Source organism: Streptomyces sp. NPDC021224, from assembly GCF_044332905.1.
Classification (GTDB): Bacteria; Actinomycetota; Actinomycetes; order Streptomycetales; family Streptomycetaceae; genus Actinacidiphila.
This window is the reverse complement of sequence record NZ_JBIRPW010000004.1, coordinates 132902-158506: the sequence shown is the minus strand read 5'-3', so window position 1 is coordinate 158506 and position 25605 is coordinate 132902. Positions and strand designations below refer to the sequence as shown.

Below are 25605 nucleotides of genomic sequence, written 5' to 3'. Positions count from 1 at the left end.
GTGAAAGGCGCCCGCAGGCTCCCGCGCGGGGGACTCCGCCCTGGCCACGGCCCGTACACCGTGCCGCCCCGCCCGTCCCGCCGTCCCGCTCGTCCTGCCGCCGCCCGCGGCCGGGCCGCGCCTCGTACGCTGACCTGCGTGCCCCGACCCCGTACCGCCCGCGCCCGGCGGTTCGCCGCCACCTGCCTGGCGACCGCGCTGCTGGCCTGCCTGCCGTCCTGCTCCGGCGGCGGCTCCCCGGACCCCTCGGCGGGCGCCGCCGGGGTCGGCGACCGGCTCTTCCCCGGCGCCGGCAACGGCGGTTACGACGTCACCCACTACGGCCTCGACCTGTCCTACGACCCCGGGACGAACCGGCTGTCCGGCACCGCGGTCGTCAGCGCCACCGCGACGCAGGAGCTCACCCGGCTGAACCTCGACCTCGCGGGCCTGACCGTGAGCCGGGCGAGCGTGGACGGGCGCCCCGCCCGGACCACCCGCTCGGGCACCGAGCTGACCGTGCGCCCGGCCCGTGCGGTGCGCCGCGGCGCACACTTCGCCGTCACCGTCGCCTACGCCGGGGTGCCGCGCCTGCTCACCGATCCCGACGGCTCGCACGAGGGCTGGTTCCGCACCGACGACGGCGCGCTGGCGCTCGGTGAGCCGGTCGGCTCCATGGCGTGGTTCCCCGGCAACGACCACCCCTCCGACAAGGCCGCCTTCGACGTCACCGTGTCCGTGCCGGCCGGTCTGACCGTCGTCTCCAACGGCGAACTCGCGGACACCCGCACGGCGGGCGACCGTACCGCCTTCCACTGGCGCAGCACCGCGCCCATGGCCACCTACCTCGCCACCGTCGGCATCGGGCACTACACCGTCAGCCGCTCGCGCACGCCCGGCGGGGTACCGCTCCTCACGGCCGTCGATCCGCGCGCGGCGGACGCCACGACGACCGCCGCGCTGGCCCGGCTGCCGGAGATCCTGGACTGGGAGACCGGCCGGTTCGGCCCCTACCCCTTCGCCTCCTCCGGCGCGATCGTCGACCATCTGCCCCGCGGCAGCGTGGGATACGCGCTGGAGACGCAGAACCGTCCCGTCTTCCCCGGCGACGGCGACGGCCCCGCGGTCGGCGTCACGACGCTCGTGCACGAGCTGTCGCACCAGTGGTTCGGTGACTCCGTCACCCCGCGCAGCTGGCAGGACATGTGGCTCAACGAGGGTTTCGCCACCTATACCGAGTGGATGTGGCAGCAGCACGACGCGGGCGTGCCCCTCGCCAGGAGCGCCGCCGAGGCCTTCTCCGACCCCGCCACCTGGTCCTTCCCGCCGGCCGCGCCGCCCACGGCCGCCGACGTCTCGGCCCCGCCGGTCTACGCCCGCGGGGCGCTGGTGCTGTACCGGCTCCACCAGACGCTCGGCGACACCGCCTTCGACCGGCTGCTGCGCGGCTGGGCCGCGGCACATATCCACGGCAACGCCTCCACGGCCGACTTCACGGCATACTGTGCGCGTTTCACCGGCCGTGACCTCACCCCGCTGTTCTCGACCTGGCTCTACGGCAAGGCCAGACCCGCCCGGCTGTGAGCGGTCCCGGCCCCGCGGGTCAGCGCAGCGGCTCGCCCACCGCGTGCATATGGCCGAGCGCCTGCGCGTAGGAGTCCAGCAGCCCGGTCTCGGTGTAGCGCACACCGACGTGCGCACAGTGGTCGCGCACCAGCGGGCGGGCGAGCCGCAGGTGCGGGCGCGGCATGCTCGGGAAGAGATGGTGCTCGATCTGGTAGTTCAGCCCGCCGAGCAGGAAGTCCACCACCGGATTCCCGCGGACGTTGCGCGAGGTCAGCACCTGGCGGCGCAGATGCCCCCAGCGGGCGCCCGGTTCGGGCATCTCCATGCCCTTGTGGTTGGGGGCGAACGCGCACCCCAGGTGCAGACCGAAGAGAGCGTGGTGCAGCGCGGCGAAGGCCAGCGCCTGCGGCCACGGCAGGGTGGTCAGCAACAGGGCCGCGTAGCCCGCCAGATGGGCGGTCAGCAGCGAGCCCTCCACCAGCCGGCCGCGGCGGTCCAGCCGCCTCAGGTCCTGGAAGCTCGCGACCTTCAGGGCGAGCCCCTCCAGCAGCAGCATCGGGAAGAACAGCCGCGCCTGGTGCCTGGTCAGGAAGCGCGCGAAGCCCTGCCGTTCGACGGCCTGCGCCCGCGTCCACACCAGGGCGCCCACCTCCACGTCCGGGTCCTTGCCCACGTGGTTGGGGTTGGCATGGTGCCGGTTGTGCTTGTCGCTCCACCACGCGGCGCCCATTCCCAGCAGCAGGTTGCCGTGCACCAGTGCGATGAACCGGTTGGCGCGGCGGCCCGCCGCTATCTGCTGGTGCCCCGCGTCGTGTCCGGTGAAGCCGCTGCGCGCGGAGAACACCGCCGCCGGGAGCGCCAGCGCCAGCACCCACCACGACCCGGTGCGCCCGACCAGGGCCACCGCCGTCCAGACCGCGGCCATGGCCAGCAGGTCGGCCGCGATCGACACCGCGTAACGCCCCCGGCGGCGGCGCAGCAGCCCCGACTCGCGCACCGTGCGCAGCAGCGGGGCGAATTCGCTGGACTCGCAGCCGGGGGCACGCCCGGTCGGTTCGACGGGGGTCAGGACGGTCGCCATGGGCGCTCCTCGGTGACGGGCGGTGTCTGTCCTACGGCCCGGACGGGCCGTACGGCGACGCTACGAACCACCGCCCGCCGCGGACCATGGCACTGTCACCCGGCTTCCCGGGGTGCCCGTCCCCCCGGGAACGCGGGGGATATCCCCACCCCGGTCAGTTGCGAGGGGGACCGTACTGGCCACGGACGATCTCTGCCCGGCCGCATCCCGGCGGCCGCGCCCGGCCCAGTGTCCCATCCCGGCGAGCCGTTCAGAACCGTTCCTGCGCTCCCAAAGACGCGCGGGCCGCCAGGCGGCGCCTTACCGTGTGCCGCTCCGTGGCGGCGTCTACGATGCTGGACAACCGCCAAGCGGCAGGTGTCTTGGCCAGGTCTGAGGAGCACCATCATCAGCGGCAACGTTTCGGTCGAACGCAGGATCGCCGAGGAGCTGGGCGTACGCGAAGGACAGGTACGGGCCGCCGTCGACCTGCTCGACGGCGGGGCCACGGTGCCGTTCATCGCGCGCTACCGCAAGGAGGCGACCGGCACGCTCGACGACGAGCAGCTGCGCAACCTCGAGGAGCGCCTGCGGTATCTGCGCGAGCTGGACGAGCGGCGCGCCGCGGTGCTGGAGTCCATCGACTCCCAGGGCAAGCTCGACGACGCCCTGCGCGAGCAGATCATGGCGGCCGACTCCAAGGCGCGGCTGGAGGACATCTACCTGCCGTACAAGCCCAAGCGGCGCACCAAGGCCCAGATCGCCCGCGAGGCGGGCCTGGAGCCGCTCGCCGACGCGCTGCTGGCCGACCCGGGGCTTGACCCGCAGACGGCCGCCGCACCGTACGCGGACCCCGACAAGGGCGTGGACGACGCGGCGGCGGCGCTGGAGGGCGCCCGCGCCATCCTCACCGAGCGCTTCTCCGAGGACGCCGACCTGGTCGGCGAGCTGCGCACCCGGATGTGGAGCCGCGGCCGGCTGGTCGCCAAGGTGCGCGAGGGCAAGGAGGAGGCGGGCGCGAAGTTCGCCGACTACTTCGACTTCGCCGAGCCCTTCGGCAAGCTGCCCTCGCACCGTGTGCTCGCCATGCTGCGCGGCGAGAAGGAGGAGGTCCTCGACCTCACCCTGGAGCCGGAGGAGCCCGTCGAGGGCCCCAGCAGCTTCGAGCGGCGCATCGCCCAGCGCTTCGGCGTCGCCGACCGCGGCCGTCCCGGCGACCGCTGGCTGCTGGACACCGTCCGCTGGGCCTGGCGCACCCGCATGCTCGTCCGGCTCGGCATCGACCTGCGCGTGCAGCTGCGCCAGGAGGCCGAGGACGAGGCGGTGCGGGTCTTCGCCGCCAACCTGCGCGACCTGCTGCTCGCCGCGCCCGCCGGCACGCGCGCCACGATGGGCCTCGACCCGGGCCTGCGCACCGGCGTCAAGGTCGCCGTCGTGGACGGCACCGGCAAGGTCGTCGCCACCGACACCATCTACCCGCACGCGCCGCGCAACCGCTGGGACGAATCCCTCGCCACCCTGGCCCGGCTCGCCGCCGCGCACGACGTCGACCTGATCGCCATCGGCAACGGCACCGCCTCCCGCGAGACCGACAAGCTGGCGGGCGACCTCATCAAGGCGCACCCGGAGCTGAAGCTCACCAAGGCCGTCGTCTCGGAGGCCGGCGCCTCGGTCTACTCCGCCTCCGCCTACGCGTCCGCCGAGCTGCCCGGCATGGACGTGTCGCTGCGCGGCGCGGTGTCCATCGCCCGCCGTCTCCAGGATCCGCTGGCGGAACTGGTCAAGATCGACCCGAGGTCCATCGGTGTCGGCCAGTACCAGCACGACCTCTCCGAGGTGAAGCTGTCGCGCTCGCTGGACGCCGTGGTCGAGGACTGCGTGAACGGCGTCGGCGTGGACGTCAACACCGCGTCGGTGCCGCTGCTGCGCCGCGTCTCGGGCATCACCGAGGGCCTGGCCGCCAACATCGTCACCCACCGCGACACCCACGGCCCCTTCCGCAGCCGCAAGGCCCTCAAGGACGTCGCCCGGCTCGGCCCGAAGGCGTACGAGCAGTGCGCGGGCTTCCTGCGCATCCTCGGCGGCGAGGACCCGCTGGACGCGTCCGCCGTGCACCCCGAGGCCTACCCGGTGGTCCGCCGGATCGGTGTGAGCGCGGGCACCGCCGTCCCCGACCTGATCGGCAACGGCACCGTGCTGCGGCGGTTGCGCCCGGCGGATTTCGTCGACGAGTCCTTCGGTCTGCCGACCGTCACCGACATCCTCGCCGAGCTGGAGAAGCCGGGGCGCGACCCGCGGCCCGCCTTCAAGACCGCGGCCTTCAAGGAGGGCGTGGAGGAGATGAAGGACCTGCGCCCGGGGATGCTGCTGGAGGGCGTGGTCACCAATGTGGCCGCCTTCGGCGCGTTCGTGGACGTCGGCGTCCACCAGGACGGGCTGGTGCACGTGTCGGCGCTGTCCGACCGGTACGTCTCCGACCCGCGCGAGGTCGTCAAGCCCGGGGACATCGTCCGGGTCAAGGTCCTGGACATCGACCTGCCGCGCAAGCGGATCTCCCTCACGCTGCGGCTGGACGACGAGCCGCGCGCCGGAGCGGGCGCGGGCGGCGGCGGTGAGCGCCGCGGCACCGCGCCGCGGCAGGGCGGCGGCGGGCGGCAGGGCGGCGGCCGTCAGGGGCAGGGCCAGGGCCAGGGCGGCGGGCGCCGCGGAGGCTCCGCGCCCGCCCCGCAGAACGGTGCCATGGCCGACGCGCTGCGCCGGGCGGGCCTGACCGGCGGGCGCTGAGGGACGGGGCGGGCCGGGCGCGCGCCCGGCTCGCCCGGTCTGCCGGAAACGCCGGGAACCAGGACGGTCGAGCGGGCGTTCTGGTGGGTAGGCGGTAACTGACTGAAGGAGCGGCGACCTGCCGCGGGACGCCGTGAACGGAGGCGGGGACAGATGTCGAATCGTGCGAAGGTCGCCATCGGTGGTGTGGCGGTCGGGCTGATCCTGCTCATCGTTCTTCCCTGGTGGGTGTCCTTCCTGATCATCGTCGGGATCCCGGCGGCGGCGTACCTGACGCTGGATTCCTCGCAGCGCCGCAGGCTGCGCCGTGTCTCCCGGCGCCAAATAGGTCGCTGACCCGGACGAGGCCCCGGTAGCGTGGCGGCCCGCCCCGTCCCGGCACGGGCGGGGCGGTCACCTGGGAGGGGTTCGGCCAGATGTCGCTTGTTCCCGCCACCGTGCGGTCCGCCGAGGAGCTGGTCGCGTACACCGCGCGCGGCAACCGCGTGAAATACCTGCACTTCTGGGGGCACCGCCCGCAGCGCGACGGCAGCGTGGGCCCCGGCTGTCTCAGCCAGTGGTGGCCCGCGCCCTTCACCGTGGACGGCACCCGCTACGCCACGGCGGAGCACTGGATGATGGCCGGCAAGGCGCGGCTCTTCGGCGATCCGGAGGCCGGGCAGCGCGTCCTGGCGGCCGGCTCGCCCGGCGCCGCCAAGGCCGCCGGGCGCACGGTGCGCGGATTCGACGAGGCGGTCTGGGTGCGGGAGCGCTTCGCGCTTGTCGCCGAGGGCAGCCGCCACAAGTTCGGGCAGCACCCCGAGCTGCGGAAATACCTGCTGGCGACCGCGGGCCGGGTGCTCGTCGAAGCCAGCCCGGTGGACCGCATCTGGGGCATCGGCCTGGCGGCGGACGACGAACGCGCCGCCGACCCCGCACGCTGGCACGGCCTGAACCTGCTGGGCTTCGCCCTCATGGACGCCCGCGACGCCCTCGCGTGACGCCCCCGGTGCCCGCCCGAGCCCCCGCCGTACGGCAGGCCCGGGCGGGTAGCCGCGCTACTTCAGATACGGTCCGTCCGTGCCGATCTTGCCCGGCGCGGCGTTGCTGCCGCCCAGGTCGAGGACGTAGACGCGCATGTCGCCCTTGCCGGGCGCGGCGACGGACAGCGTCCCGTCGGCGACCGTCCGCACGTCCCCCGTGACGGCATCGACGTAGCGGCCGTTCGGTATCCCGGTGAAGGTGGCCGCGTCCGTCACCGTCACCAGGGCGAAGCTGTCGGTCCCGGAGGCGCTGTCGGTGTAGCGGCGCTTGAACGACATGCCGCCGCCGCTGACTCCGTCCGTGCTGTACTGGCCCATCTGCAGGGCCGGTATCGCCCGGCGGATCCGGTTGAGCCGCTGCAGGTGCTCGACCAGCGGCTGCGCGAGCGTGGTGGCCACCGCACCGGACGCGCTGCCCACCACACCGAAGTCCGGCGCGGTGACGCTGCCCTCCAGATGGTCGCCGTAGTAGGCCCGGCCCGTCGTCGCCAGCGGGCAGCTCGGCCCGCAGTCGATCGTCTTTCCGGCCTGGAACTGGATCTCCGAGCCGTAGTAGAGGGTGGGGATGCCGCGGAACGTCCACATCAGCGCCATGTTCTCGGCCCACGCGTCCTGGCCTCCGGCATAGCGCACGGACGACTTGTTGGGCCCGTAGTCGTGGCTGTCGACGTAGACGACGTTGTAGGTCGCGTCGTTCGTCGAGTCGTCGGAGTCCTTGCCGTTGAAGAAGGCGTTGTGCGCGTCACCGAAATTCATGTGCATGCGCATATCGATGATGTTCATGCCGGAGAACCGGCTGTGGTCCGGCGTGTGGTAGGTGTTGCCGTCGAGGAAGGCGTTGGCGGACGTCGGCTGGTTGCCGGTGCCGAGCTGCTCCTCGTAGGTGTACTGCTCGATCGCGGCGGTGGCGTCGTCGGGGCTGTACTCCTTGCGCTCCTTCCATGTGTAGAACTGCGCCGAATGGTTGACCGAGCCGCGGTTCCACTTGTCGTTGACGAAGGCGCCGACCTCGCCGAAGACGAAGAAGTTCTGCGCCTTGTCCTGGCCCCAGTCCTGGAGCACGCGCTGCTGGATGGCGGGCAGGAACCGGCGGTTCCAGGTGACGCGCGGAATGTGCACGGCGGTGTCGATGCGGAATCCGTCCACGCCCATGTCGATGTACTTGTCGTAGGCGCCGATCAGGTAGTTCTGCACCGTCGGGTTCTCGGTGTTGAAATCGGCGAGGTCGTCGGCGAGCCAGCACGACCGGGAGTCCTCGCCCTCCCAGTTGCCGATCCAGCACTGGTGGTAGAGGTCGGCGGGAAAGAGCCCCGAGGTGGGCGTGGGCCACTGGCAGTTGTAGAGGGTGTAGCCCTCGGGGCTGTGCTGGCCGTTGGGCTTGCCCCAGTTCAGGCAGGTGTTTCCGGCCGGTTCCGCGGTCGACCACAGGTCGCCGTTGTAGTACGACTTTCCGGTCTTCGGATCGATTGTCAGACCGTCGTAGCCGAAGCCGTCCTCCTTCTCGTCGTAATACCACGACCACTGGGTGTCCCGGACGCCGTAGACGGTGGGCACGAAGAGGCCCTTGGCACCCCACCGGGAGCTGTGGTTGTAGACGACGTCCTGGTAGATCTTGATGCCCTTGGCGTGCGCGGCGTTGATGAGGTCCTGGTAGGACGCGCCGGCCGACTCCAGCCGAGGGTCGACCCGGTAGAAGTCCCACCCGTGGTAACCGTGGTAGTCGTAGTCGCTGCGGTTGAGGACCACCGGGGTGATCCAGATCGCCGAGAAGCCGAGCGCCTTGACGTAGTCCAGTTTCTGGACCAGACCCTTGAAGTCGCCGCGGAACATCGGGTCGTGGTTGGCGGCGTTGCCGGACGCCACGTCCTGGTTGCCGCCCCGGTCGTTGCTCGTGTCGCCGTCGTAGAAGCGCGCGGTGAGCACGAAGTAGATCGGGTCCTTGCGCGGGTCCGTGCCGATCATCTCGCCGGAGGTGGCGGGCGGCGGGGCGTGGCCGGTGGTCGCGCCGGCCGGGGCGGAGGCCGCCGACACGTTGCCCGCCGCGTCCAGGGCGACGACGGTGTAGGTGTAGGTGGTGGCCTCCTCCAGGCCGGACTCGGAGAAGACCGTGGAGCCCACGCTCGTCACCACCGTGCCCCTGCTGCCGCCGGTACGGGTGACCTGGTAGCCCGTCACCCCGGTGTCGTCGGTGGACGGATCCCACGTCAGCACCACCGCGGTGTCGGTCGCCGCGGCCTTGACCGCGTCCGGCACGCTCGGCGGTGCGGTGTCGGGCACGACCGCCGCGCAGGGATCCGCGGCCCCGGAGGTGACCTTGTGGTCCTTGACCGTGCTCACCCCGGTGCCCAGCGCGTAGTTGGCGCCGTTGTTGTTGTCCCACGTGCCGTTGCCGTTGTTGAACGTCGCCGCGAGGCCCCCGGCGCCTTGCAGATCGACGGATTTCTTCACCCACCCGGTGCAGGCCGGCTCCATGCCGACACCCGGAACGGCCGTCCACGGCTTGCCGTTCGGCGCGTAGTGCAGGTTGACGGTCGTCCACCCGACCGTCGCGGTGGAGTAGAAGACCGTCGCGGACGTCGCCGTCGGCGGGTCGCCGGTACCTCCGGCGCACGGGTCGCTGTGCGCCACCGCGCCGTCCTTGACGGTGATGGTGCCGGTGCCCAGGGCGTAGTTCTTGCCGCCGTTGTTGTCCCAGGTGCCACGGCCGTCGGTGAACGTGGCCTGCCACCCGGTGGCGGCGCCCAGATCGACGGTCTTCTTCACCCAGCCGGTGCAGGCCGCCTCCATGGCCACCCCGGGAACGGTCGTCCAGCTGCCGCCGTCCGGCGCCCAGTGCAGGTTGTAGGCCGCCCAGCCGGTCGACGTGGTGGAGTAGAAGACGGTGGCGCTGTTGCCGGCGGCGGTCGCCGCGGCGGCGCGGGCACCGCTGGTCGCGGGCAGCAGCGCGGCCACGAGCGCGCAGAGCGTGGCGAGCAGCAGCGTCAGCGGGCCGGGTCCGGCCCTGTGGTGATGGCGCGTCAGGAGGGTCACAGGGTGCTCCTCGGAAAGGGCCGCACACGGGCGGCCGGTGTGGGGGGTGCCGTCTCCTCCGCGCGCCACGGAAAGAACGGCCGTATTTCTTGCGCAACTTGCTGCAAGAACCTTCGTGAGGGTACTGGGACATGTGAGTGACGTAAAGAGGTGCGGACGGGCACGGTGCCGCACCGCACGTAGGGTGATCGCGGTGCGGCAGCCGCACCCGCGCGACGGAAGGTGGTCCGGCGGAGATGACGGAGCGTCTGGTGGTCATCGGCGGCGACGCCGCCGGGATGTCGGCCGCGTCGCAGGCACGGCGCCGCAGGGACGCCGCGGACCTGGAGATCGTCGCGTTCGAGCGCGGCCGTCACACCTCCTACTCGGCCTGCGGCATCCCGTACTGGATCGCGGGTGACGCGGCCGGTCCCGGCGCCCTCGTCGCCAGGACCGCAGAGGAGCACCGCGAGCGCGCCATCGATCTGCGGCTCGGCACCGAGGTCGTCACGATCGACCCGGAGCGCGGCCGGGTCCGCAGCCGGGACGCCGCGGGCCGCGAGGAGTGGACCGGCTACGACCACCTGGTCATCGCGACCGGCGCGGAACCGGTGCGCCCGCCCGTGCCGGGCATCGACGCGCCGGGCGTCTTCGGCGTGCAGACGCTCGACGACGGCGAAGCAGTCCTCCGGGGGCTGGAACGCTCCGGGGTACGGCGGGCCGTCGTCGTGGGCGGCGGCTACATCGGTGTCGAGATGGCCGAGGCGATGCTGCGGCACGGGCTCGACGTGACCCTGATCGACCGCAACGAACAGCCCATGACCACTCTGGATCCGGACATGGGCCGACTGGTGCGCACCGCACTCGAAGGCCTCGGGGTGCGGGTGGTCTCCGGCGCCCCGGTCCGCGAGGTGCTCACCGGCGCGGACGGCCGGGTCCGCGCAGTGGCCACGGACACCGGCGAGCATCCGGCCGACCTGGTGGTGCTCGGTCTCGGCGTCCGGCCGCAGACCCGGCTCGCGGCCGCCGCGGGACTGCCGCTCGGCGCCCACGGCGGCCTGCTCACCGACCGCGCCATGCGGGTGCGCGGCAGTGAATGCGTCTGGGCGGGCGGCGACTGCGTCGAAGTGCTCAACCTCGTCTCCGGCGAGTTCCAGCACATCGCGCTCGGCACCCACGCCAACAAGCACGGCCGGATCATCGGCATCAACATCGGCGGCGGTTACGCCACCTTCCCGGGCGTCGTGGGCACCGCGGTGAGCAAGGTCTGCGACGTGGAGATCGCCCGCACCGGCCTGAAGGAGTCCCAGGCACGGGCGGCAGGCCTGCAGTTCGTGACCGCGGTCATCGAGTCCACCAGCCGCGCCGGCTACTACCCGGGCGCGGCCGTCATGACGGTCAAGATGCTGGCCGAGCGCCGCAGCGGGCGGCTGCTGGGCCTGCAGATCGTCGGTGGCGAGGGCGCGGCCAAGCGGGTCGACGTCGGCGCGGTCGCGCTCACCGCGGGCATGACGGTCGAGCAGATCACCGGCCTCGACCTCGGCTACGCCCCGCCCTTCTCCCCGGTGTGGGACCCCGTGCTGGTGGCCGCCCGGAAGGCTGCCGACGCGGTGGCCGCGGACCTCGCCGCCGGCTGAGGCCCACGGCAGGACACGGGCCCGGCCACGCGGGCCGGGACCGGAGGCGACCGCGTACGTGCGCGTGGTGCGGGCATGGTGCCGGGGTGCGTACGTACGCGAGGTGCGGCCGGAGCGCGGGGGTGCGTACGTGCGCGGGGCGCGGCCGGCGGCCCGCCGTCAGGAGGGTGAGCCCGCGAGCTTGTCGAGCGCCTCCAGCAGGTGCGGTAGTGACCGGCCGCGGCCGACCGGCATGACCTCGCCGGGAGCGTCGTCCAGCAGCACGAAGGCGATGTCGTCGGTCCGGGCGACCAGACTCCATCCCGGTCCGTCGGCGCGCAGCGACCCCGCGGTGGTCCGTACCCGGCCGGGCGGCGGGGGAGTGCTGACGTACTCCGCCGCCTCGGCCAGCGCGCGGCGCACCCCGGGGTGGGAGATCTCGGCCGGCGCGGCGGCGTCGGCGGGGCCGGGCGCGGTCTCGGCGTCCGGGCCCGCGGGCGGAGCGTCCGCGTCCGGTGCCGCCTCGCCCGTGCCGGAAGCGGCCGTGCCGCTCGCGGCCTTCTCGCCGTCCGTACCCGCACCCGTGGAATCCGCCGCCTCCTGCGGGGCAGGGGCGGGCGCCGTGTCGGGCGCTGCACCGGGCGACGGGTCGGGCGCCGTGTCGGGTGACACGTCCGCGGGAGCGAGGGACGGCGGGAGCTGGTCGCGCCACTCGTGCCAGTGCACCGCTATCTCGTCGGCGCCCAGCCGCCGTTGCGGCGGCCCCCAGACCGAGACGTCCGGCGGGGTGAGCGCGGGTCCCGCCTCCTCCTCGGCCGGGTCGTGCGGATCCGGGACGTCCGGCACCGCCACGGCCACCGGCAGCGGCCAGCCCGGCAGCGACGCGGCAAGCGTCTCCTCCTGGGGCGCCAGCTCGTACTCCAGGCCGCAGTCCCACGCCGCCAGCGCGCACGCGACGAGGGCGGCGTCCGTGGTGACGACCGTCCAGCGGGCGCCGCGGCCGTCCTGGCCGAACATCAGGCCGTAGCCGTCGGGCAGCGGGTCGAGCCCCAACTGCTCGCACGCGGCGGGGTAGTCGTCACCGAGCACCCCGGGGAAGCGCTCGGCGGTCAGCATCGCGGCCGTCAGCACGAACAGCGCGTCCTCGTCCTCCGCGTAGTCGGCATGCTCGGCCGCGGCCATGTGGCGCCCTCCCTCTCGTTCCGGTTCGCGCACCTTAACCAGCCGGTAACCACTACGTCGAGGGGGTCGGGGGCACCGTAAATCCGTTCGGCGGCCCGTCGCCGTCGCCTATCCTCGCCGCATGGGACGCATCCGCAGCACCCACTACGTCTGCCTGCCGTGCCGGTCCTCGTGGAAAGTGCCGATCGCCCGCGACACGGCGGGGACGTGCCCGCGTTGTGCGGGGCGGCTCGTCAACGCCGGAACGCAGTTCGCCGCCCCCAGGCGCCGGGACAAGGCGGCGTGGCGCGTGCTCGGCGCGGTGCTCGCGTCCGGGCTGCGCTTCCACTCCGCGTGCGAATGCTGCCAGGACGGTCCGGGCTACCGGCCGCGTACGCCGCGCGAGGTGCGCGAGCGGCTGGCCCACGCCGCGGCCACCGGGGTGCCGGTCGCGGTCGCGCTGCAGTGCCGGGACATGACGCACGGTCACGAAACCCCGGGGCGATGCATGCCGTAGCGGCCCCTTCCGCCCGGTCCGTCCGGCCCGCGCGACGAGCCGGCACCTCCCCGCCGTCCGCGGATACCGGCCATGCATCATGGGGGAATGATCACCCTGCGTTCCATGGCCCTCTTCGTCCTCGCCGCCGTGCTGGAGATCGGCGGCGCCTGGCTGATCTGGCAGGGCGTGCGCGAGCACCGGGGCCTGGCCTGGATGGGGGCGGGTGTCGTGGCCCTCGGCCTCTACGGATTCGTCGCGACCCGCCAGCCCGACGCGGAGTTCGGCCGCATCCTGGCCGCGTACGGCGGCGTGTTCGTGGCCGGTTCGCTGCTGTGGGGTGTGGTCGCCGACGGTTACCGCCCGGACCGCTTCGACATCATCGGGGCCGTGATCTGCCTGGTCGGAGTGGGCGTCATCATGTATGCCCCGCGCGGCGGCTGAAACCCGCCGGTCCCCGGCCGAAGCCCGGCCGTTCCGTCCCTGTGGCGCCCCGAGGCGGGGTTGCCGAAGCGCCTCGGGCGCGACAGGCTCTACGGCAGGGGAGACGGGAGGCAGGGGCGATGACGGTGAGCAACAAGCTTGCATGGCTGCTCGATGATCTGACACGGCGCGTGCCGCACGTCCGACACGCCCTCGTCCTGTCCAACGACGGACTGGTGACCGGAGCCAGCGAGAGCCTGGACCGTCCGACGGCGGAGCATCTGGCGGCGGTCTCGTCCGGATTCCACAGCCTTGCCAAGGGGGCCGGCCGGCAGTTCGGCGTCGGCGGGGTCCGGCAGACGATGGTCGAGTTCGACGAGGGCTACCTCTTCGTGACGGCGGCGGGCGACGGGAGTTGCCTCGCGGTGCTCAGCGGCATGGAGGCCGACGTCGGGCGGGTGGCCTACGAGATGACCCTGCTGGTCCACCGGGTGGGCGAGCACCTCGGGGTCGCGGCCCGCCAGTCGAGCTCGCCGTACTGAGTCCCGCCGGGGCCGATCGTGCTGCGGACCATGAGCTGAGCTGCGGGGATGTGAGTTATCCACAGGGCCGGGAACGGGTGTTCGTCTGCGCGCGCTACCGTCGTGACTGTCAGTGATTAAATGACAGCACAGAGGAATGGTGGTTGCGATGGGGACGACAAGGACGGCGGCGGGCCCGGCGCGGGTGACGGACAGGCCGGGGCCGGGGGCGGCGAAAGCGGTCCTCGCGGGCTCGACGGGCTCGGCGGGCTCGGGCGGTGCGCGGAAGGGGCCGGGGGCGAACGGGCCTGCGCGCCGCCCGGCTTCCCGCCCGGAGCGGCGGGCACGGGTGCCGCGTCCGGCGGTGGCGGTGCAGCCGCCGCTGCCGTCCGAGGCGGTGGAGGAGACCGCGCCGCAGACGTTCACCCTCAACCGGGCCCGGGAGGAACTGGGCCTGCCCTTTGCCGAGTTCGAGCTGGCGTTGCAGCTCGGCGAAATCGGCACGGTTGCGGGCGGCGCTGCCGACCGGCCGAGGGTGTCCGCCGCGGAGGTCGCCCGGGTGCGCGGACAGGACGGCGGCACGCAGGCCCTGCTCTCTCGGATCGAGCTGGTCAGCACCACGGCGGCGGCCGAGCTGCTCGGGATCGGCCGGGATCGGATGCTGCGGCTGACGCGCGCGGGATGCGTCCGGCCCGTGCGGTGGTACGTGAACCGGTACAGGGCCCTCGTATGGCTCTACCTCGCCGGTGAGCTGCGGGAGTTCGCGGTGGCCCGGCCCGCGCTGCTGGCCGGGAAGCTGCCGTCGGAGGTGCGCGCGGCGGATGCGGAGGGGGTGGATCTGCGGGCGCGGGGCTGGCGGTCCCGGCAGGTCACCCGGCTGGTGCAGGACGCACCCGGCCCCTGGGAGGAGGCCGCGGTCTGGGCGGCGCTGCTGGGGCCCGAGGTCACCGGCGAGGCGGTGCCGAATCCGCACGAACGCAGGCGCCTGCGCGGGATCCACGCGGCGCTGCCCTACGGCCACCCGGGACCGCTCGCCGGTCCGGCTCTGATCAGACGGCTGACGGTCGCGGACGCCCCGGACGAGGTCGCCGCCGGACTGCTGGCACTGGCCGAGGCCCTCGGCCGTGCCCGGGCGGGGGAGAGGGTGCCGCCGAAGCCGCGGCACGAGCCGTGGGGCGCAGCGCCGCCGGAGCCGGCCGGTGCCCTGGTGACAGGGCGGGGCGTCATGCTCGCGCCGTCGCCGTCGCCGTCGCCGTCGCCGTCGCCGCTGTCCGGGGCCGGCGCGGATGGTTGGGCCGTGGGGGAGCGGCCCCGGCGCAGCCTGCTGCGGCTGCTGCGCGGGCGGCGCCAGGCCGTCGACGGCTGACGCCACCCGCAGGGGAGTTCCTTCAGAGCTCTCCGACCCCGGTCACCCTGATCACCGCGCGGCCCTCCTCGTCGGAGGCCGCGAGGTCGACCTCGGCCGAGATGCCCCAGCCGTGGTCGCCTGCGGGGTCGGCGAAGGTCTGCCGCACGCGCCAGAGCCCGTGCTGCGGCTCCTCCTCGATCATGAGCAGTTTCGGGCCACGGGCGTCCGGACCGGTGCCGAGGTCGTCGTACTCGTCCCAGTAGGCGTCCATGGCGTCGGCCCACGCGTCCGCGTCCCAGCCGGACGCCTCGTCCAGCTCGCCCAGCAGCTCGTACTTCTCCAGGGCGGCCAGCTCCACGCGGCGGAAGAGCGCGTTGCGGACCAGGACGCGGAAGGCCCGGCCGTTCGCGGTGACCGGCTTGACCTGGTCGGCGCGCTCGGCGGCCTCCTCCGCGGTCTCCACCTCGGGGTTGGCCAGCTGCTCCCACTCGTCCAGCAGGCTGGAGTCGACCTGCCGGACCAGCTCGCCGAGCCACGCGGTGAGGTCCTGGAAGTCCTCGGACTTCAGGTCGTCGGGCACGGTGTGGTCCAGCGCCTTGTACGCGCTCGCCAGGTAGCGCAGCACGATGCCCTCGGTCCTGGCCAGCTCGTAGTACGACACGAATTCGGAGAACGTCATCGCGCGCTCGTACATGTCGCGCACCACCGATTTGGGGGACACCGGATGGTCACCGACCCAGGGATGGCTCTTGCGGTATACGCCGTAGGCGTGCAGCAGGAGCTCTTCCAGCGGCTTGGGGTACGACACCTCCTGCAGCCGCTCCATGCGCTCCTCGTACTCCACGCCGTCGGCCTTCATCTCGGCCACCGCGTCGCCCCTGGCCTTGTTCTGCTGGGCCGCCAGGATCTGCCGCGGGTCGTCGAGCGTCGACTCGACCACCGAGACCATGTCGAGCGCATAGGACGGGGAGTCGGGGTCGAGCAGCTCGAAGGCGGCCAGCGCGAACGTGGACAGCGGCTGGTTGAGCGCGAAGTCCTGCTGGAGATCGACGGTCAGCCGGACGATCCTGCCCTCCGCGTCGGGCTCGTCCAGCCGCTCCACCACGCCGCCGTCCAGCAGCGACCGGTAGATGGCGATGGCCCGGCGGATGTGCCGCAGCTGGGAGCGGCGGTCCTCGTGGTTGTCCTCCAGCAGGCTGCGCATCGCGTCGAAGGCGTTGCCCGGCCGCGCGATGACCGACAGCAGCATCGCGTGGGTGACACGGAAGCGCGAGGTCAGCGGTTCCGGTTCGGAGGCGATGAGCTTCTCGAAGGTGTTCTGCGACCAGTTGACGAAGCCCTCGGGAGCCTTCTTGCGCACCACCTTGCGGCGCTTCTTCGGGTCGTCGCCCGCCTTCGCCAGCGCCTTCTCGTTCTCGATGACGTGCTCGGGCGCCTGGGCCACCACGAAGCCCGCGGTGTCGAAGCCGGCCCGGCCCGCCCGCCCGGCGATCTGGTGGAACTCCCGGGCCCGCAGCACCCGCACCCGCTGCCCGTCGTATTTGGTCAACGCGGTGAACAGGACGGTGCGGATGGGCACGTTGACGCCCACGCCGAGGGTGTCCGTCCCGCAGATCACCTTCAGCAGACCCGCCTGCGCCAGCTTCTCCACCAGCCGGCGGTACTTCGGCAGCATCCCCGCGTGGTGCACGCCGATGCCGTGCCGGACGTAGCGCGAGAGGTTGCGGCCGAAGGCGGTGGTGAAGCGGAAGTTGCCGATCAGCTCGGCGATGGCGTCCTTCTCCGCGCGCGAGCACATGTTGATGCTCATCAGCGCCTGGGCCCGCTCCACCGCGGCCGCCTGCGTGAAGTGCACGATGTAGACGGGCGACTGACGGGTCTCCAGCAGTTCGGTGAGCGTCTCGGTCATCGCCGTCGTGCGGTACTCGTAGCTCAGCGGCACCGGGCGGGTCGCCGAGCGCACCACGGAGGTGGGACGCCCGGTCCTGCGGGTGAGGTCCTCCTCGAAGCGGGAGACGTCGCCGAGGGTCGCCGACATCAGCAGGAACTGCGCCTGCGGCAGCTCCAGCAGCGGGATCTGCCACGCCCAGCCGCGGTCCGGCTCGGCGTAGAAGTGGAACTCGTCCATGACCACCTGGCCGACGTCCGCGTCCCGGCCGTCGCGCAGCGCGATCGAGGCCAGCACCTCGGCGGTGCAGCAGATGACGGGCGCGTCCGGATTCACCGAGGCGTCGCCGGTGAGCATGCCGACGTTCTCGGTGCCGAAGAGTTTGCACAGGTCGAAGAACTTCTCCGACACCAGCGCCTTGATCGGCGCGGTGTAGAAGGTGACCTCGTCGCGGGCCAGCGCGGCGAAGTGCGCACCGGCCGCGACCAGGCTCTTTCCGGAACCGGTGGGGGTGGAGAGGATCACGTTCGCCCCCGAGACCACCTCGATCAGCGCCTCCTCCTGGGCGGGGTAGAGCGTGAGGCCCTGCCCTTGCGCCCAGGTCGAGAACGCGTCGAAGAGGGCGTCGGGGCCGGGGTCGGACGGCAGCTGGTCGATAAGGGTCACCCCACCATCTTGCCTGTCCCGGCCGCTCCGGGCGGAACCGGAGGCGTCGCGGAAGATCACCGACGATATGGTGTGCCGTCGAACCACGCGTCAACTCCGCCTGCGGGCGGCACATTTTGGGGGACGGAGCAGCCTGATGATGGGACCTGCGCATTCACTGTCCGGGGCTGCGGCCTGGCTGGCCGTCGGCGCGGTAGCCGCGGGCCTCGACCATCCGATGCCCTGGCCGACGGTGCTCGTCGGCGCCCTGATCTGCGCGGGCGCGGCGCTCGCCCCGGACCTCGACCACCAGGCGGCGACGATCTCCCGGGCCTTCGGCCCGCTGTCGCGGTGGCTGTGCAAGATCGTGGACGCCATCGCGCACGCGACCTACAAGGCGACCCGCAAGGCCGGCGACCCGCGCCGGGCCGGCGGCCACCGCACCCTGACACACACCTGGGTGTGGGCGGTGCTCATCGGCGCGGGCTTCTCCGCCGCCGCCGTGTACGGCGGGCGCTGGGCGGTGCTGGTCATCCTCTTCATCCACATGGTGCTGGCCGTCGAGGGCCTGCTGTGGCGGCAGGCCCGCGGCGCGCACGACGTCCTGGTGTGGCTCCTCGGGGCGACCAGCGCGTGGATGCTCGCCGACATCCTGGACGACCCGGGCAACGGCAAGGACTGGCTCTTCACCCAGCCCGGCCAGCACTACCTGTGGATCGGCCTGCCGATCGTGCTGGGCTCGCTGGTGCACTGCCTCGGCGACGCGCTCACCGTCTCCGGCTGTCCGGTGCTGTGGCCGATACCGATCGGGCGTCGCCGCTGGTATCCGGTCGGTCCGCCGAAGTTCATGCGCTTCCGCGCCGGCAGCTGGGTCGAGATCAAGGTCCTCATGCCGGCCTTCCTCGTGGTCGGCGGCGGCTGCGCCCTGGGAGCCCTGGGGGCCCTGAGCTTCGTCGGCTGACGCCCGCGGCCGCCGGACCGCCCGGTGCCGGGCGATCCGGCGGTGAGCCGGGCACGTCAGCCGTGCCAGGAGCGCCACAGGGCGGCATAGGCGCCGTCCGCGGCGACGAGCTGGTGATGGCTGCCCAGCTCACTGATCCTGCCGTCCTCGACCACCGCGATCACGTCGGCGTCGTGCGCCGTGTGCAGTCGGTGGGCGATGGCGACGACCGTGCGGCCGTCCAGCACCCGCGACAGCGAACGCTCCAGATGGCGCGCGGCGCGCGGGTCCAGCAGCGAGGTGGCCTCGTCCAGCACCAGCGTGTGCGGGTCGGCCAGCACCAGCCGGGCCAGCGCGAGCTGCTGCGCCTGCGCCGGGGTGAGGACCGAGCCGCCGGAGCCGACCTCGGTGTCCAGGCCGCCGGGCAGCCCCGTCGCCCACTCCTCGGCGTCCACCGCCCGCAGCGCCTCCCACAGCTCGCCGTCGGCCGCAGCCGCCCTGGCCAGCAGCAGGTTGTCACGCAGCGTCCCGACGAAGACGTGGTGCTCCTGGTTGACCAGTGCCACGTGCGCGCGGACGCGTTCGGCAGGCATCCGGGCGAGCTGCGCGCCGCCGAGCGTGACCTCGCCGGTGCGCGGGGCGTAGATCCCGGCCAGCAGCCTGCCCAGGGTCGACTTGCCCGCACCCGACGGCCCGACCAGCGCGACCCGGCTGCCCGGCGTCACGCGCAGACTGACGTCGTGCAGCACGTCGCTGCCCGCGCGGTAGCCGAAGCGCACCCGCTCGGCCTCGACCTCGCGGCCGAGCGGGGAGATCCGCTCGTCGCCCGCCTGCTCCTCGATCTCGCGGACGCCGACCAGGCGGGCCAGCGAGACCTGGGCGACCTGCAGCTCGTCGTACCAGCGCAGGATCATGTTGACCGGGTTGATCAGCATCTCGGCGTAGAGGGCACCGGTGGTCAGCTGGCCCGCGGTCACCCAGCCGTGCAGTGCGAAGGTGCCGCCGATCATCAGGACCGAGGTCAGCACCAGCACGTGGGTCGCGTTGATCACCGGGAAGAGGACGGTGCGCAGCCACATCGTGTAGCGCTCCCAGGCCACCCACTGCCCGATCCGGGTCCGCGACAGCTCCTCACGGCGGCTGCCGAGCCCGTGCGCCTCGATGGTGCGGCCCGCGTCGACCGACTCGGTGAGTGCCGCGGCGACGGCGGCATACCCCGCGGCCTCGGAACGGTAGCCCTGCGGGGCCCGCCGGTAGTACCAGCGGGCGCCGACGAGCAGGACCGGGAGGGCCACCAGGACGGCCAGGGCCAGCGGCGGCGAGGTCACGCAGAGCGCGCCCAGCAGCAGGGCCGCCCACACCACGGCGATCGCCAGCTCCGGCACCGCCTCGCGCATCGCGTTGGCCAGCCGGTCGATGTCGGTCGTGATCCGGGAGAGCAGGTCGCCCGTTCCCGCCCGCTCCAGCACGCCGGGCGGCAGCGACACCGAGCGCACCAGGAAGTCCTCGCGCAGGTCGGCCAGCATCCGCTCGCCCAGCATCGCGCCGCGCAGCCGCACCAGGCGGACGAAGAACGCCTGCACCACCAGCGCGGCCAGGAAGAAGGCCACCGCCCGCCCGAGGCGCACGTCCCCTCCCCCGTCGGACAGGTCCTGGACCATCCCGCCCAGCACGTAGGGGCCCACCATCGAGGCCAGCACCGACACCGTGTTGACGCCCACCAGCAGCAGGAAGGCGCGGCGGTGGCGGCGGGCGAGCTCGCGGACGTACGCGCGCACCGTCGCGGGCGAGCCCACTGGAAGGGTGCTGCTCTGCTGCGGTGCGGCCGGATCGTGCTCCGGCGGTCGCACGCCGATCATGCGGACTCCTCCATCGGGACGGTCGGGTGCGCGGGGGCGGGGAGGGCGCCGCGGTCGGCGGTGCCCGCGTCGGGCTCCCGGGTGACCACGGCGCGGTAGCGGGGGTCGGTGCGCAGCAGGTCGTGGTGGCGCCCGGTGGCCACCGCGGTGCCGCCGTCGAGAAGGACCACCCGGTCGGCCCGGTCGAGCACCAGCGGGCTGGAGGTGAGGACGACGGTCGTGCGGCCCGCCCGTACCGCCCCGAGGCCGCGGGCGATCCGCGCCTCGGTGTGCGCGTCCACCGCCGACGTCGGCTCGTCCAGCACCAGCACCCCGGGGTCGGCGACCAGTGAGCGGGCCAGGGCCAGCCGCTGCCGCTGGCCGCCGGACAGCGACCTGCCGCGCTCGGTGATCCTGGCCCGCATCGGATCGGGCTCGGCCTCCGTCTCCGGCAGCGACTGCACCAGGGACTCCAGCACGTCCCCGCACTGGGCCGCCGCCAGTGCCTCGTCCGGTGCGACGCGCCCGGAGGACGGCACCGCGAGCAGTTCGGCGAGGGTGCCCGACAGCAGCACCGGATCCTTGTCCTGCACCAGGACGGCGGCGCGCGCGACCGCCAGCGGCAGCGCGTCGAGCGGCTGCCCGCCCAGCGTCGCGGAGGGCTCGCCGTCCTCCCCCGACGGGCTGTGGCCGCCCAGCCGGTCGGCCAGCCGCCCCGCGGCGTCCGGGTCGCCGCACACCACGGCGGTGAGCAGGCCGTGCGGGGCGCACAGCCCGGTCAGCGGATCGCACAGGTCACCGGTGGGTGCGGTCGCGCCGGTGTCGGGCGTCCCGCCGGAGGGCGCGGCCGCGTTCCTGGAGAGCGCCAGCACCCGGGCCGCGCGCTTCGCCGAAGGCCGGGAGAAGGACCAGGCCATCGCGATCTCCTCGAAGTTGCGCAGTGGCATCAGCAGGAAGCCCACCGCGCCGTACACGGTGACCAGCTCGCCCGCCGTGATCTGCCCGTCGAGCGCCAGCCGGGCGCCGTACCAGGCCACGCCGACCAGCAGCAGTCCGGGCAGCAGTGTCTGCACCGCGCTGATCAGCGCCCACATCCGGGCGCTGTGCACGGCGGCGGCACGTACCTGCTGCGACGCGCGCCGGTAGCGGTCGAGGAAGAGCTCCTCGCCGCCGATGCCGCGCAGCACCCGCAGCCCCGCGACGGTGTCGGACGCCAGCTCGGTGGCCTTGCCCGCCTTCTCCCGCTGGGCGTCGGCGCGCCGCGTCGCCGTGGGCAGCAGCGGCAGCGCGGCGAGGGCCAGAACGGGCACGGAGGCGGCGACGATGCCGCCCAGCTCGGGCCGGTAGACCAGCAGGGCGACGGTCACCCCCACGGTGGCCAGCAGCGCGGAGGTGAAGCGCGCAAGGGCCTCGACGAACCATCCGATTTTTTCCACGTCGCCGGTGCTCACCGCCACCACCTCGCCCGCCGCGACACGCCGGGTGAGCACCGCGCCCAGCTCGACGGTCTTGCGGGCCAGCAGTTGCTGGACGCGGGCGGCGACGCTGATCCAGTTCGTCACCGCGGTGCGGTGCAGCATCGTGTCGCCGAGCGCGGTGAGCGCCCCGAGCAGCAGCATCAGGGCGCCGGCCGCCGCGAGCCGGCGGCCCGAGTGGTCGACGACCGCCTGCACGGCCAGGCCGACGGGCACAGGGAAGGTCGCCACCGCGGCCAGGTGCAGGGTCCCCCAGGCGGTGGCGAGCAGCTGGCCGCGCCACTGCCGTATCTCCAGCCAGAGCAGGAAACGCGTTCCGGAACGGACGTCGGGGACACCGGGATCGGACAGCGGAAGGTCGCGTAGGGACGGCATGATGTCCTGGGGTCGGAGCGGCGGGTGGCGGGCACGGGTGGTTCCACGGCGGACGGTTCCGCGGTCGGGCGGTACCGCCGCGGGCGTGGACGATCCGGCGGGCGGGAATCCGGGGCGGAACGGCGGAAAGCGTCCCGAGTACGGTCCCGAACCGTGCAACCTTCGCGAAGCCGCCGGTGCGGGGTCAACAGGTTTTCCGCCGTCCGGAGGGCTCCGCCGGAACCCCGCCCGCGACCGCTGCCCCGCCCGCCGCAGGCCGCCCACCGGCGGCGAAAGCGCCGGCGGCGGACGCAAGGGGGTGAAGCGGACGGCGGGCCGCCCGGTTCACCCGTACGGGGCAGGAGCGGGCACACTGTGGTCTTCGACCGCTCGTGATCCACAGAGGGGACCCCCACCCATGAAGGGCTTCCGCGCCTTCCTGCTCCGCGGCAACGTCGTCGACCTCGCCGTCGGTATCGTCATCGGCGCCGCCTTCACCGCGCTGGTCAACGGCTTCGTCAAGGCGTTCCTCACGCCCGTCGTGGGCCTGGTCAGCGGCGCGACCGGCGACTTCAGCGCCAGGACCTTCCACGCCTCGGGCGTCACCTTCCCGTACGGGGTCTTCATCGACGCCACGATCAGCTTCGTCATCGTCGCGGCGGTGATCTACTTCCTGGTCGTGCTGCCCATGAACCGTATGCAGGAGCGGTTCTTCCCCAAGGCCGCGAGCGCGCCGATGCGCGAGTGCCCGGAGTGCCTGACCGCCGTTCCGGCGGCCGCCAAGCGGTGCAGCGCCTGCACCGCGCAGATACCGCAGACCGTGGTCCCGGCGCAGGACGGCACGCCGGACCTGGAGAAGTAGCCGCCCGTCCGGCGTCGCCGGACACGCGGTACGGGGGCTGTGGGGGCTCCGGGGGTCCGCAACCCCGGAGCCCCCACAGCCCCCGTGTCATGGGGAGGGGCGGGTCCGCCTCAGCGCGGGGGGCTCGCGCTCTCCGGCTCCTCCTGGTCGAGCACGGCCAGCAGCCGGGTGAGCGCGGCGCGCGCGTCGTCGTCCAGCGGCGCGAGGATCTCCGCGGCCGCCGTGCGGCGCGCCTGCCGCAGCTCCCGCACCGCGCCCCGCCCGCCGTCGGTCAGCTCGATCCTGATCACCCGGCGGTTGGACGGGTCGGGCGCCCGGCGCACCAGTTCGCGCTCCTCCAGCGCGTCCACCAGGGTCGTCACCGCCCTCGGCACCACTTCCAGGCGCTGCGCCAGGTCGGCCATCCGGGGCGGTTCGGCTCCGTGCGCGTCCCAGTGCGACAGGGCCCGCAGCAGCCGCGCCTGCGCCGGGGTGATGCCGAGCGGCTCCAGCCGGTGGCGCTGCGCGCGGTGCAGGCGGCGGCTGAGGCCCAGCAGCTGGTCGGACAGCTTCGCGGTGACGTCGTCGGTCCGGTCGGACGCCGCGGCCGGTGCCGTGCGCGGGGGGATGGGCCCGGTCGCGGGCGACGCCGTGGGCACCGGCTCGTGCGGGGTGTCCGTGGCGGGCTCGGCGGTGCGGGTCTCCATGGAATACAGCGTAGCAGAACAAGGTTCATTGTGAGCATAGGTAACAATGACCTACACTCTCCATCGAGAGTCCTGCTGCCGTCCCCCGAGGAGTCCCTTGCGCCCCGACGATCTCACCGACCGGTGGACCCCACCGAAGAAGAAGTCCGGCAAGCCCACCGACGTCCGCCGCATCGTCCGCCTGTTCCGCCCCTACCGCGGCCGGCTGGCCGTCGTGGGCCTGCTCGTCGCCCTGTCCTCGCTGGTGTCCGTCGCCTCGCCGTTCCTGCTGCGGGCGATCCTGGACACCGCCATCCCGCAGGGCCGTACCGGCCTGCTGAGCCTGCTCGCCCTCGGCATGATCGCCACCGCGGTCGCCAACGGCGTCTTCGGCGTCCTGCAGACCCTGATCTCCACCACCGTCGGCCAGCGCGTCATGCACGATCTGCGCACCGCCGTCTACTCCCGCCTCCAGCGCATGTCGCTGGCCTTCTTCACCCGCACCCGCACCGGTGAGGTGCAGTCGCGCATCGCCAACGACATCGGCGGCATGCAGGCCACCGTCACCTCCACCGCGACCTCGCTGGTCTCCAACGCCACCGCGGTCATCGCCTCGGTCGTGGCCATGGCCGCGCTCGACTGGCGGCTGACGATCGTCTCGCTCGTGCTGCTCCCGGTGTTCGTGTGGATCGCCCGCCGGGTCGGCCGCGAGCGCAAGAAGATCGCCACCGAGCGGCAGAAGCAGATGGCGGCGATGTCCGCGATCGTCACCGAGTCGCTGTCGGTCAGCGGCATCCTGCTCGGCCGCACAATGGGCCGCGCCGACTCCCTGACCCGCGACTTCTCCACCGAGTCCGAACGGCTCGTCGATCTCGAAGTGCGCTCCAACATGCAGGGCCGCTGGCGGATGGCCGTCATCGGCATCGTGATGTCGGCGATGCCCGCGCTGCTGTACTGGGCGGCGGGCCTGACCACCGGCCACGGCGGTCCCGCCGTCTCCATCGGCACCCTGGTCGCCTTCGTCTCGCTCCAGCAGGGCCTTTTCCGGCCCACCATCTCGCTGCTGGCCACCGGCGTGCAGGTGCAGACCTCGCTCGCGCTCTTCCAGCGCATCTTCGAATACCTCGACCTGCCGATCGACATCACCGAGCGGCCCGGCGCGCGCGCCCTGGACGAGGTCCGCGGCGAGGTCGCCTTCGAGGGCGTGGACTTCTCCTACGACCCCGACTCCGGCGCGGGTCCCACGCTGCGCGGCATCGACGTGACCGTGCCCGCGGGCGGCAGCCTCGCCGTGGTGGGCGCGACCGGATCCGGCAAGAGCACCCTGAGCTACCTGGTGCCCCGGCTCTACGACGTCACCGCGGGCCGCGTCGCCCTCGACGGCACGGACGTGCGCGACCTGACCTTCGGCACCCTCGCGGCCGCCGTCGGTGTCGTCTCCCAGGAGACCTACCTCTTCCACGCCTCCGTCGCGGAGAACCTGCGCTTCGCCAAGCCGGACGCCACCGACGACGAGATCCACGCCGCGGCGAAGGCCGCCCAGATCCACGACCACATCACCGGACTCCCGGACGGCTACGACACCATGGTGGGCGAGCGCGGCTACCGCTTCTCCGGTGGTGAGAAGCAGCGGCTGGCCATCGCCCGCACCATCCTGCGCGACCCGCCGGTGCTGATCCTCGACGAGGCGACCAGCGCCCTGGACACCCGCACCGAGCAGGCCGTCCAGGACGCCATCGACACCCTCTCCGCGGGCCGCACCACCATCACCATCGCGCACCGGCTGTCCACGATCCGCGACGCCGACCAGATCGTGGTGCTCGACGCCGGACAGATCGTCGAGCGCGGCACGCACGACGAACTCCTCGCCGCCGGCGGCCGCTACGCCGCCCTGGTCCGGCGCGACACGCAGATGGCGACGGCCGCGCCGTGAGCGCCCTGACCGCGGTGCGG

The 25605-nt window shown here is 73.2% G+C and carries 19 protein-coding genes; 12 read left to right on the top strand and 7 right to left on the bottom strand.

Annotated elements, in window-relative coordinates; genetic code table 11:
* The first annotated feature begins 138 nt into the window (after positions 1 to 138).
* Positions 139 to 1563: a M1 family metallopeptidase gene (locus ACH4PY_RS12405; protein ID WP_398179761.1), complete on the top strand. Its 1425-nt coding sequence runs from the start codon at positions 139 to 141 to the stop codon at positions 1561 to 1563.
* Between the two features lie 19 nt (positions 1564 to 1582).
* Here the strand turns inward: ACH4PY_RS12405 and ACH4PY_RS12400 are convergent, their stop codons facing one another.
* Complete coding sequence (locus ACH4PY_RS12400; protein ID WP_398179758.1) at positions 1583 to 2626, bottom strand: acyl-CoA desaturase; 1044 nt, start codon at positions 2624 to 2626, stop codon at positions 1583 to 1585.
* 357 nt (positions 2627 to 2983) lie between these two features.
* On the opposite strand from ACH4PY_RS12400, the gene ACH4PY_RS12395 reads away from it, so the two are divergent.
* The 3 genes from ACH4PY_RS12395 to ACH4PY_RS12385 all read left to right on the top strand — a co-directional run bounded on the left by ACH4PY_RS12395 (position 2984) and on the right by ACH4PY_RS12385 (position 6369).
* Positions 2984 to 5389, top strand: a complete 2406-nt coding sequence (locus ACH4PY_RS12395) for a Tex family protein (RefSeq protein ID WP_398179755.1) — start codon at positions 2984 to 2986, stop codon at positions 5387 to 5389.
* 153 nt (positions 5390 to 5542) lie between these two features.
* Positions 5543 to 5725: a hypothetical protein gene (locus tag ACH4PY_RS12390; protein WP_398179750.1), complete on the top strand. Its 183-nt coding sequence runs from the start codon at positions 5543 to 5545 to the stop codon at positions 5723 to 5725.
* 80 nt (positions 5726 to 5805) lie between these two features.
* Positions 5806 to 6369, top strand: coding sequence for an NADAR family protein (locus ACH4PY_RS12385; protein WP_398179747.1), 564 nt, complete (start codon positions 5806 to 5808; stop codon positions 6367 to 6369).
* Positions 6370 to 6426: 57 nt separating this feature from the next.
* Here ACH4PY_RS12385 and ACH4PY_RS12380 read toward each other — a convergent pair whose 3' ends face one another.
* Positions 6427 to 9363 carry a carbohydrate binding domain-containing protein gene (locus tag ACH4PY_RS12380; protein WP_398180820.1) on the bottom strand — a complete coding sequence of 979 codons (2937 nt, stop codon included), beginning with the start codon at positions 9361 to 9363 and terminating at the stop codon, positions 6427 to 6429.
* A 314-nt stretch (positions 9364 to 9677) separates the two neighbouring features.
* On the opposite strand from ACH4PY_RS12380, the gene ACH4PY_RS12375 reads away from it, so the two are divergent.
* Positions 9678 to 11057: an FAD-dependent oxidoreductase gene (locus ACH4PY_RS12375; RefSeq protein ID WP_398179744.1), complete on the top strand. Its 1380-nt coding sequence runs from the start codon at positions 9678 to 9680 to the stop codon at positions 11055 to 11057.
* A gap of 159 nt (positions 11058 to 11216) precedes the next feature.
* Here ACH4PY_RS12375 and ACH4PY_RS12370 read toward each other — a convergent pair whose 3' ends face one another.
* Entirely contained in the window at positions 11217 to 12218 is a 1002-nt protein-coding gene (locus ACH4PY_RS12370; RefSeq protein WP_398179741.1) for a hypothetical protein, read from the bottom strand.
* A 121-nt stretch (positions 12219 to 12339) separates the two neighbouring features.
* Here ACH4PY_RS12370 and ACH4PY_RS12365 point away from each other — a divergent pair, with 121 nt between their 5' ends.
* From ACH4PY_RS12365 to ACH4PY_RS12350, 4 genes are all read left to right on the top strand, one after another.
* Positions 12340 to 12714: a deoxyxylulose-5-phosphate synthase gene (locus ACH4PY_RS12365; RefSeq protein WP_398179738.1), complete on the top strand. Its 375-nt coding sequence runs from the start codon at positions 12340 to 12342 to the stop codon at positions 12712 to 12714.
* Positions 12715 to 12801: 87 nt separating this feature from the next.
* Entirely contained in the window at positions 12802 to 13137 is a 336-nt protein-coding gene (locus ACH4PY_RS12360; RefSeq protein WP_398179735.1) for a YnfA family protein, read from the top strand.
* Between the two features lie 119 nt (positions 13138 to 13256).
* Positions 13257 to 13658, top strand: a complete 402-nt coding sequence (locus ACH4PY_RS12355; protein WP_398179732.1) for a roadblock/LC7 domain-containing protein — start codon at positions 13257 to 13259, stop codon at positions 13656 to 13658.
* Positions 13659 to 13986: 328 nt separating this feature from the next.
* Positions 13987 to 15003, top strand: a complete 1017-nt coding sequence (locus ACH4PY_RS12350; RefSeq protein ID WP_398179729.1) for a DUF6397 family protein — start codon at positions 13987 to 13989, stop codon at positions 15001 to 15003.
* A gap of 22 nt (positions 15004 to 15025) precedes the next feature.
* On the opposite strand, the gene ACH4PY_RS12345 is transcribed toward ACH4PY_RS12350, so the two are convergent.
* Positions 15026 to 17539, bottom strand: coding sequence for a DEAD/DEAH box helicase (locus ACH4PY_RS12345; protein ID WP_398179726.1), 2514 nt, complete (start codon positions 17537 to 17539; stop codon positions 15026 to 15028).
* Between the two features lie 136 nt (positions 17540 to 17675).
* On the opposite strand from ACH4PY_RS12345, the gene ACH4PY_RS12340 reads away from it, so the two are divergent.
* Positions 17676 to 18479, top strand: coding sequence for a metal-dependent hydrolase (locus ACH4PY_RS12340; protein WP_398179723.1), 804 nt, complete (start codon positions 17676 to 17678; stop codon positions 18477 to 18479).
* A gap of 56 nt (positions 18480 to 18535) precedes the next feature.
* Here ACH4PY_RS12340 and ACH4PY_RS12335 read toward each other — a convergent pair whose 3' ends face one another.
* Both ACH4PY_RS12335 and ACH4PY_RS12330 read right to left on the bottom strand, forming a co-directional pair.
* Entirely contained in the window at positions 18536 to 20317 is a 1782-nt protein-coding gene (locus ACH4PY_RS12335) for an ABC transporter ATP-binding protein (RefSeq protein WP_398179719.1), read from the bottom strand.
* Complete coding sequence (locus ACH4PY_RS12330; protein ID WP_398179716.1) at positions 20314 to 22146, bottom strand: ABC transporter transmembrane domain-containing protein; 1833 nt, start codon at positions 22144 to 22146, stop codon at positions 20314 to 20316. The genes ACH4PY_RS12335 and ACH4PY_RS12330 overlap by 4 nt, the downstream gene beginning before the upstream one ends.
* A 397-nt stretch (positions 22147 to 22543) precedes the next feature.
* Between ACH4PY_RS12330 and mscL the strand changes: the two genes are divergently transcribed.
* Entirely contained in the window at positions 22544 to 22987 is a 444-nt protein-coding gene (gene mscL / locus ACH4PY_RS12325; protein ID WP_398179713.1) for a large conductance mechanosensitive channel protein MscL, read from the top strand.
* 110 nt (positions 22988 to 23097) lie between these two features.
* Here mscL and ACH4PY_RS12320 read toward each other — a convergent pair whose 3' ends face one another.
* Positions 23098 to 23673 (bottom strand): MarR family winged helix-turn-helix transcriptional regulator, encoded by a 576-nt coding sequence (locus ACH4PY_RS12320; RefSeq protein ID WP_398179710.1) that lies wholly within the window; start codon positions 23671 to 23673, stop codon positions 23098 to 23100.
* A gap of 97 nt (positions 23674 to 23770) precedes the next feature.
* Between ACH4PY_RS12320 and ACH4PY_RS12315 the strand changes: the two genes are divergently transcribed.
* Positions 23771 to 25585: an ABC transporter ATP-binding protein gene (locus ACH4PY_RS12315; protein WP_398179707.1), complete on the top strand. Its 1815-nt coding sequence runs from the start codon at positions 23771 to 23773 to the stop codon at positions 25583 to 25585.
* Positions 25586 to 25605 lie beyond the last annotated feature (20 nt).

Excerpts from the sequence above, each read along its gene's own strand:
- ACH4PY_RS12400 (WP_398179758.1), bottom strand. The coding sequence starts at position 2,626 with ATGGCGACCGTCCTGACCCCCGTCGAACCGACCGGGCGTGCCCCCGGC.
- ACH4PY_RS12390 (WP_398179750.1), top strand. The coding sequence starts at position 5,543 with ATGTCGAATCGTGCGAAGGTCGCCATCGGTGGTGTGGCGGTCGGGCTG.
- ACH4PY_RS12385 (WP_398179747.1), top strand. The coding sequence starts at position 5,806 with ATGTCGCTTGTTCCCGCCACCGTGCGGTCCGCCGAGGAGCTGGTCGCG.
- ACH4PY_RS12375 (WP_398179744.1), top strand. The coding sequence starts at position 9,678 with ATGACGGAGCGTCTGGTGGTCATCGGCGGCGACGCCGCCGGGATGTCG.
- ACH4PY_RS12370 (WP_398179741.1), bottom strand. The coding sequence starts at position 12,218 with ATGGCCGCGGCCGAGCATGCCGACTACGCGGAGGACGAGGACGCGCTG.
- ACH4PY_RS12365 (WP_398179738.1), top strand. The coding sequence starts at position 12,340 with ATGGGACGCATCCGCAGCACCCACTACGTCTGCCTGCCGTGCCGGTCC.
- ACH4PY_RS12360 (WP_398179735.1), top strand. The coding sequence starts at position 12,802 with ATGATCACCCTGCGTTCCATGGCCCTCTTCGTCCTCGCCGCCGTGCTG.
- ACH4PY_RS12355 (WP_398179732.1), top strand. The coding sequence starts at position 13,257 with ATGACGGTGAGCAACAAGCTTGCATGGCTGCTCGATGATCTGACACGG.
- ACH4PY_RS12340 (WP_398179723.1), top strand. The coding sequence starts at position 17,676 with ATGATGGGACCTGCGCATTCACTGTCCGGGGCTGCGGCCTGGCTGGCC.
- ACH4PY_RS12335 (WP_398179719.1), bottom strand. The coding sequence starts at position 20,317 with ATGATCGGCGTGCGACCGCCGGAGCACGATCCGGCCGCACCGCAGCAG.
- ACH4PY_RS12330 (WP_398179716.1), bottom strand. The coding sequence starts at position 22,146 with ATGCCGTCCCTACGCGACCTTCCGCTGTCCGATCCCGGTGTCCCCGAC.
- mscL (WP_398179713.1), top strand. The coding sequence starts at position 22,544 with ATGAAGGGCTTCCGCGCCTTCCTGCTCCGCGGCAACGTCGTCGACCTC.
- ACH4PY_RS12320 (WP_398179710.1), bottom strand. The coding sequence starts at position 23,673 with ATGGAGACCCGCACCGCCGAGCCCGCCACGGACACCCCGCACGAGCCG.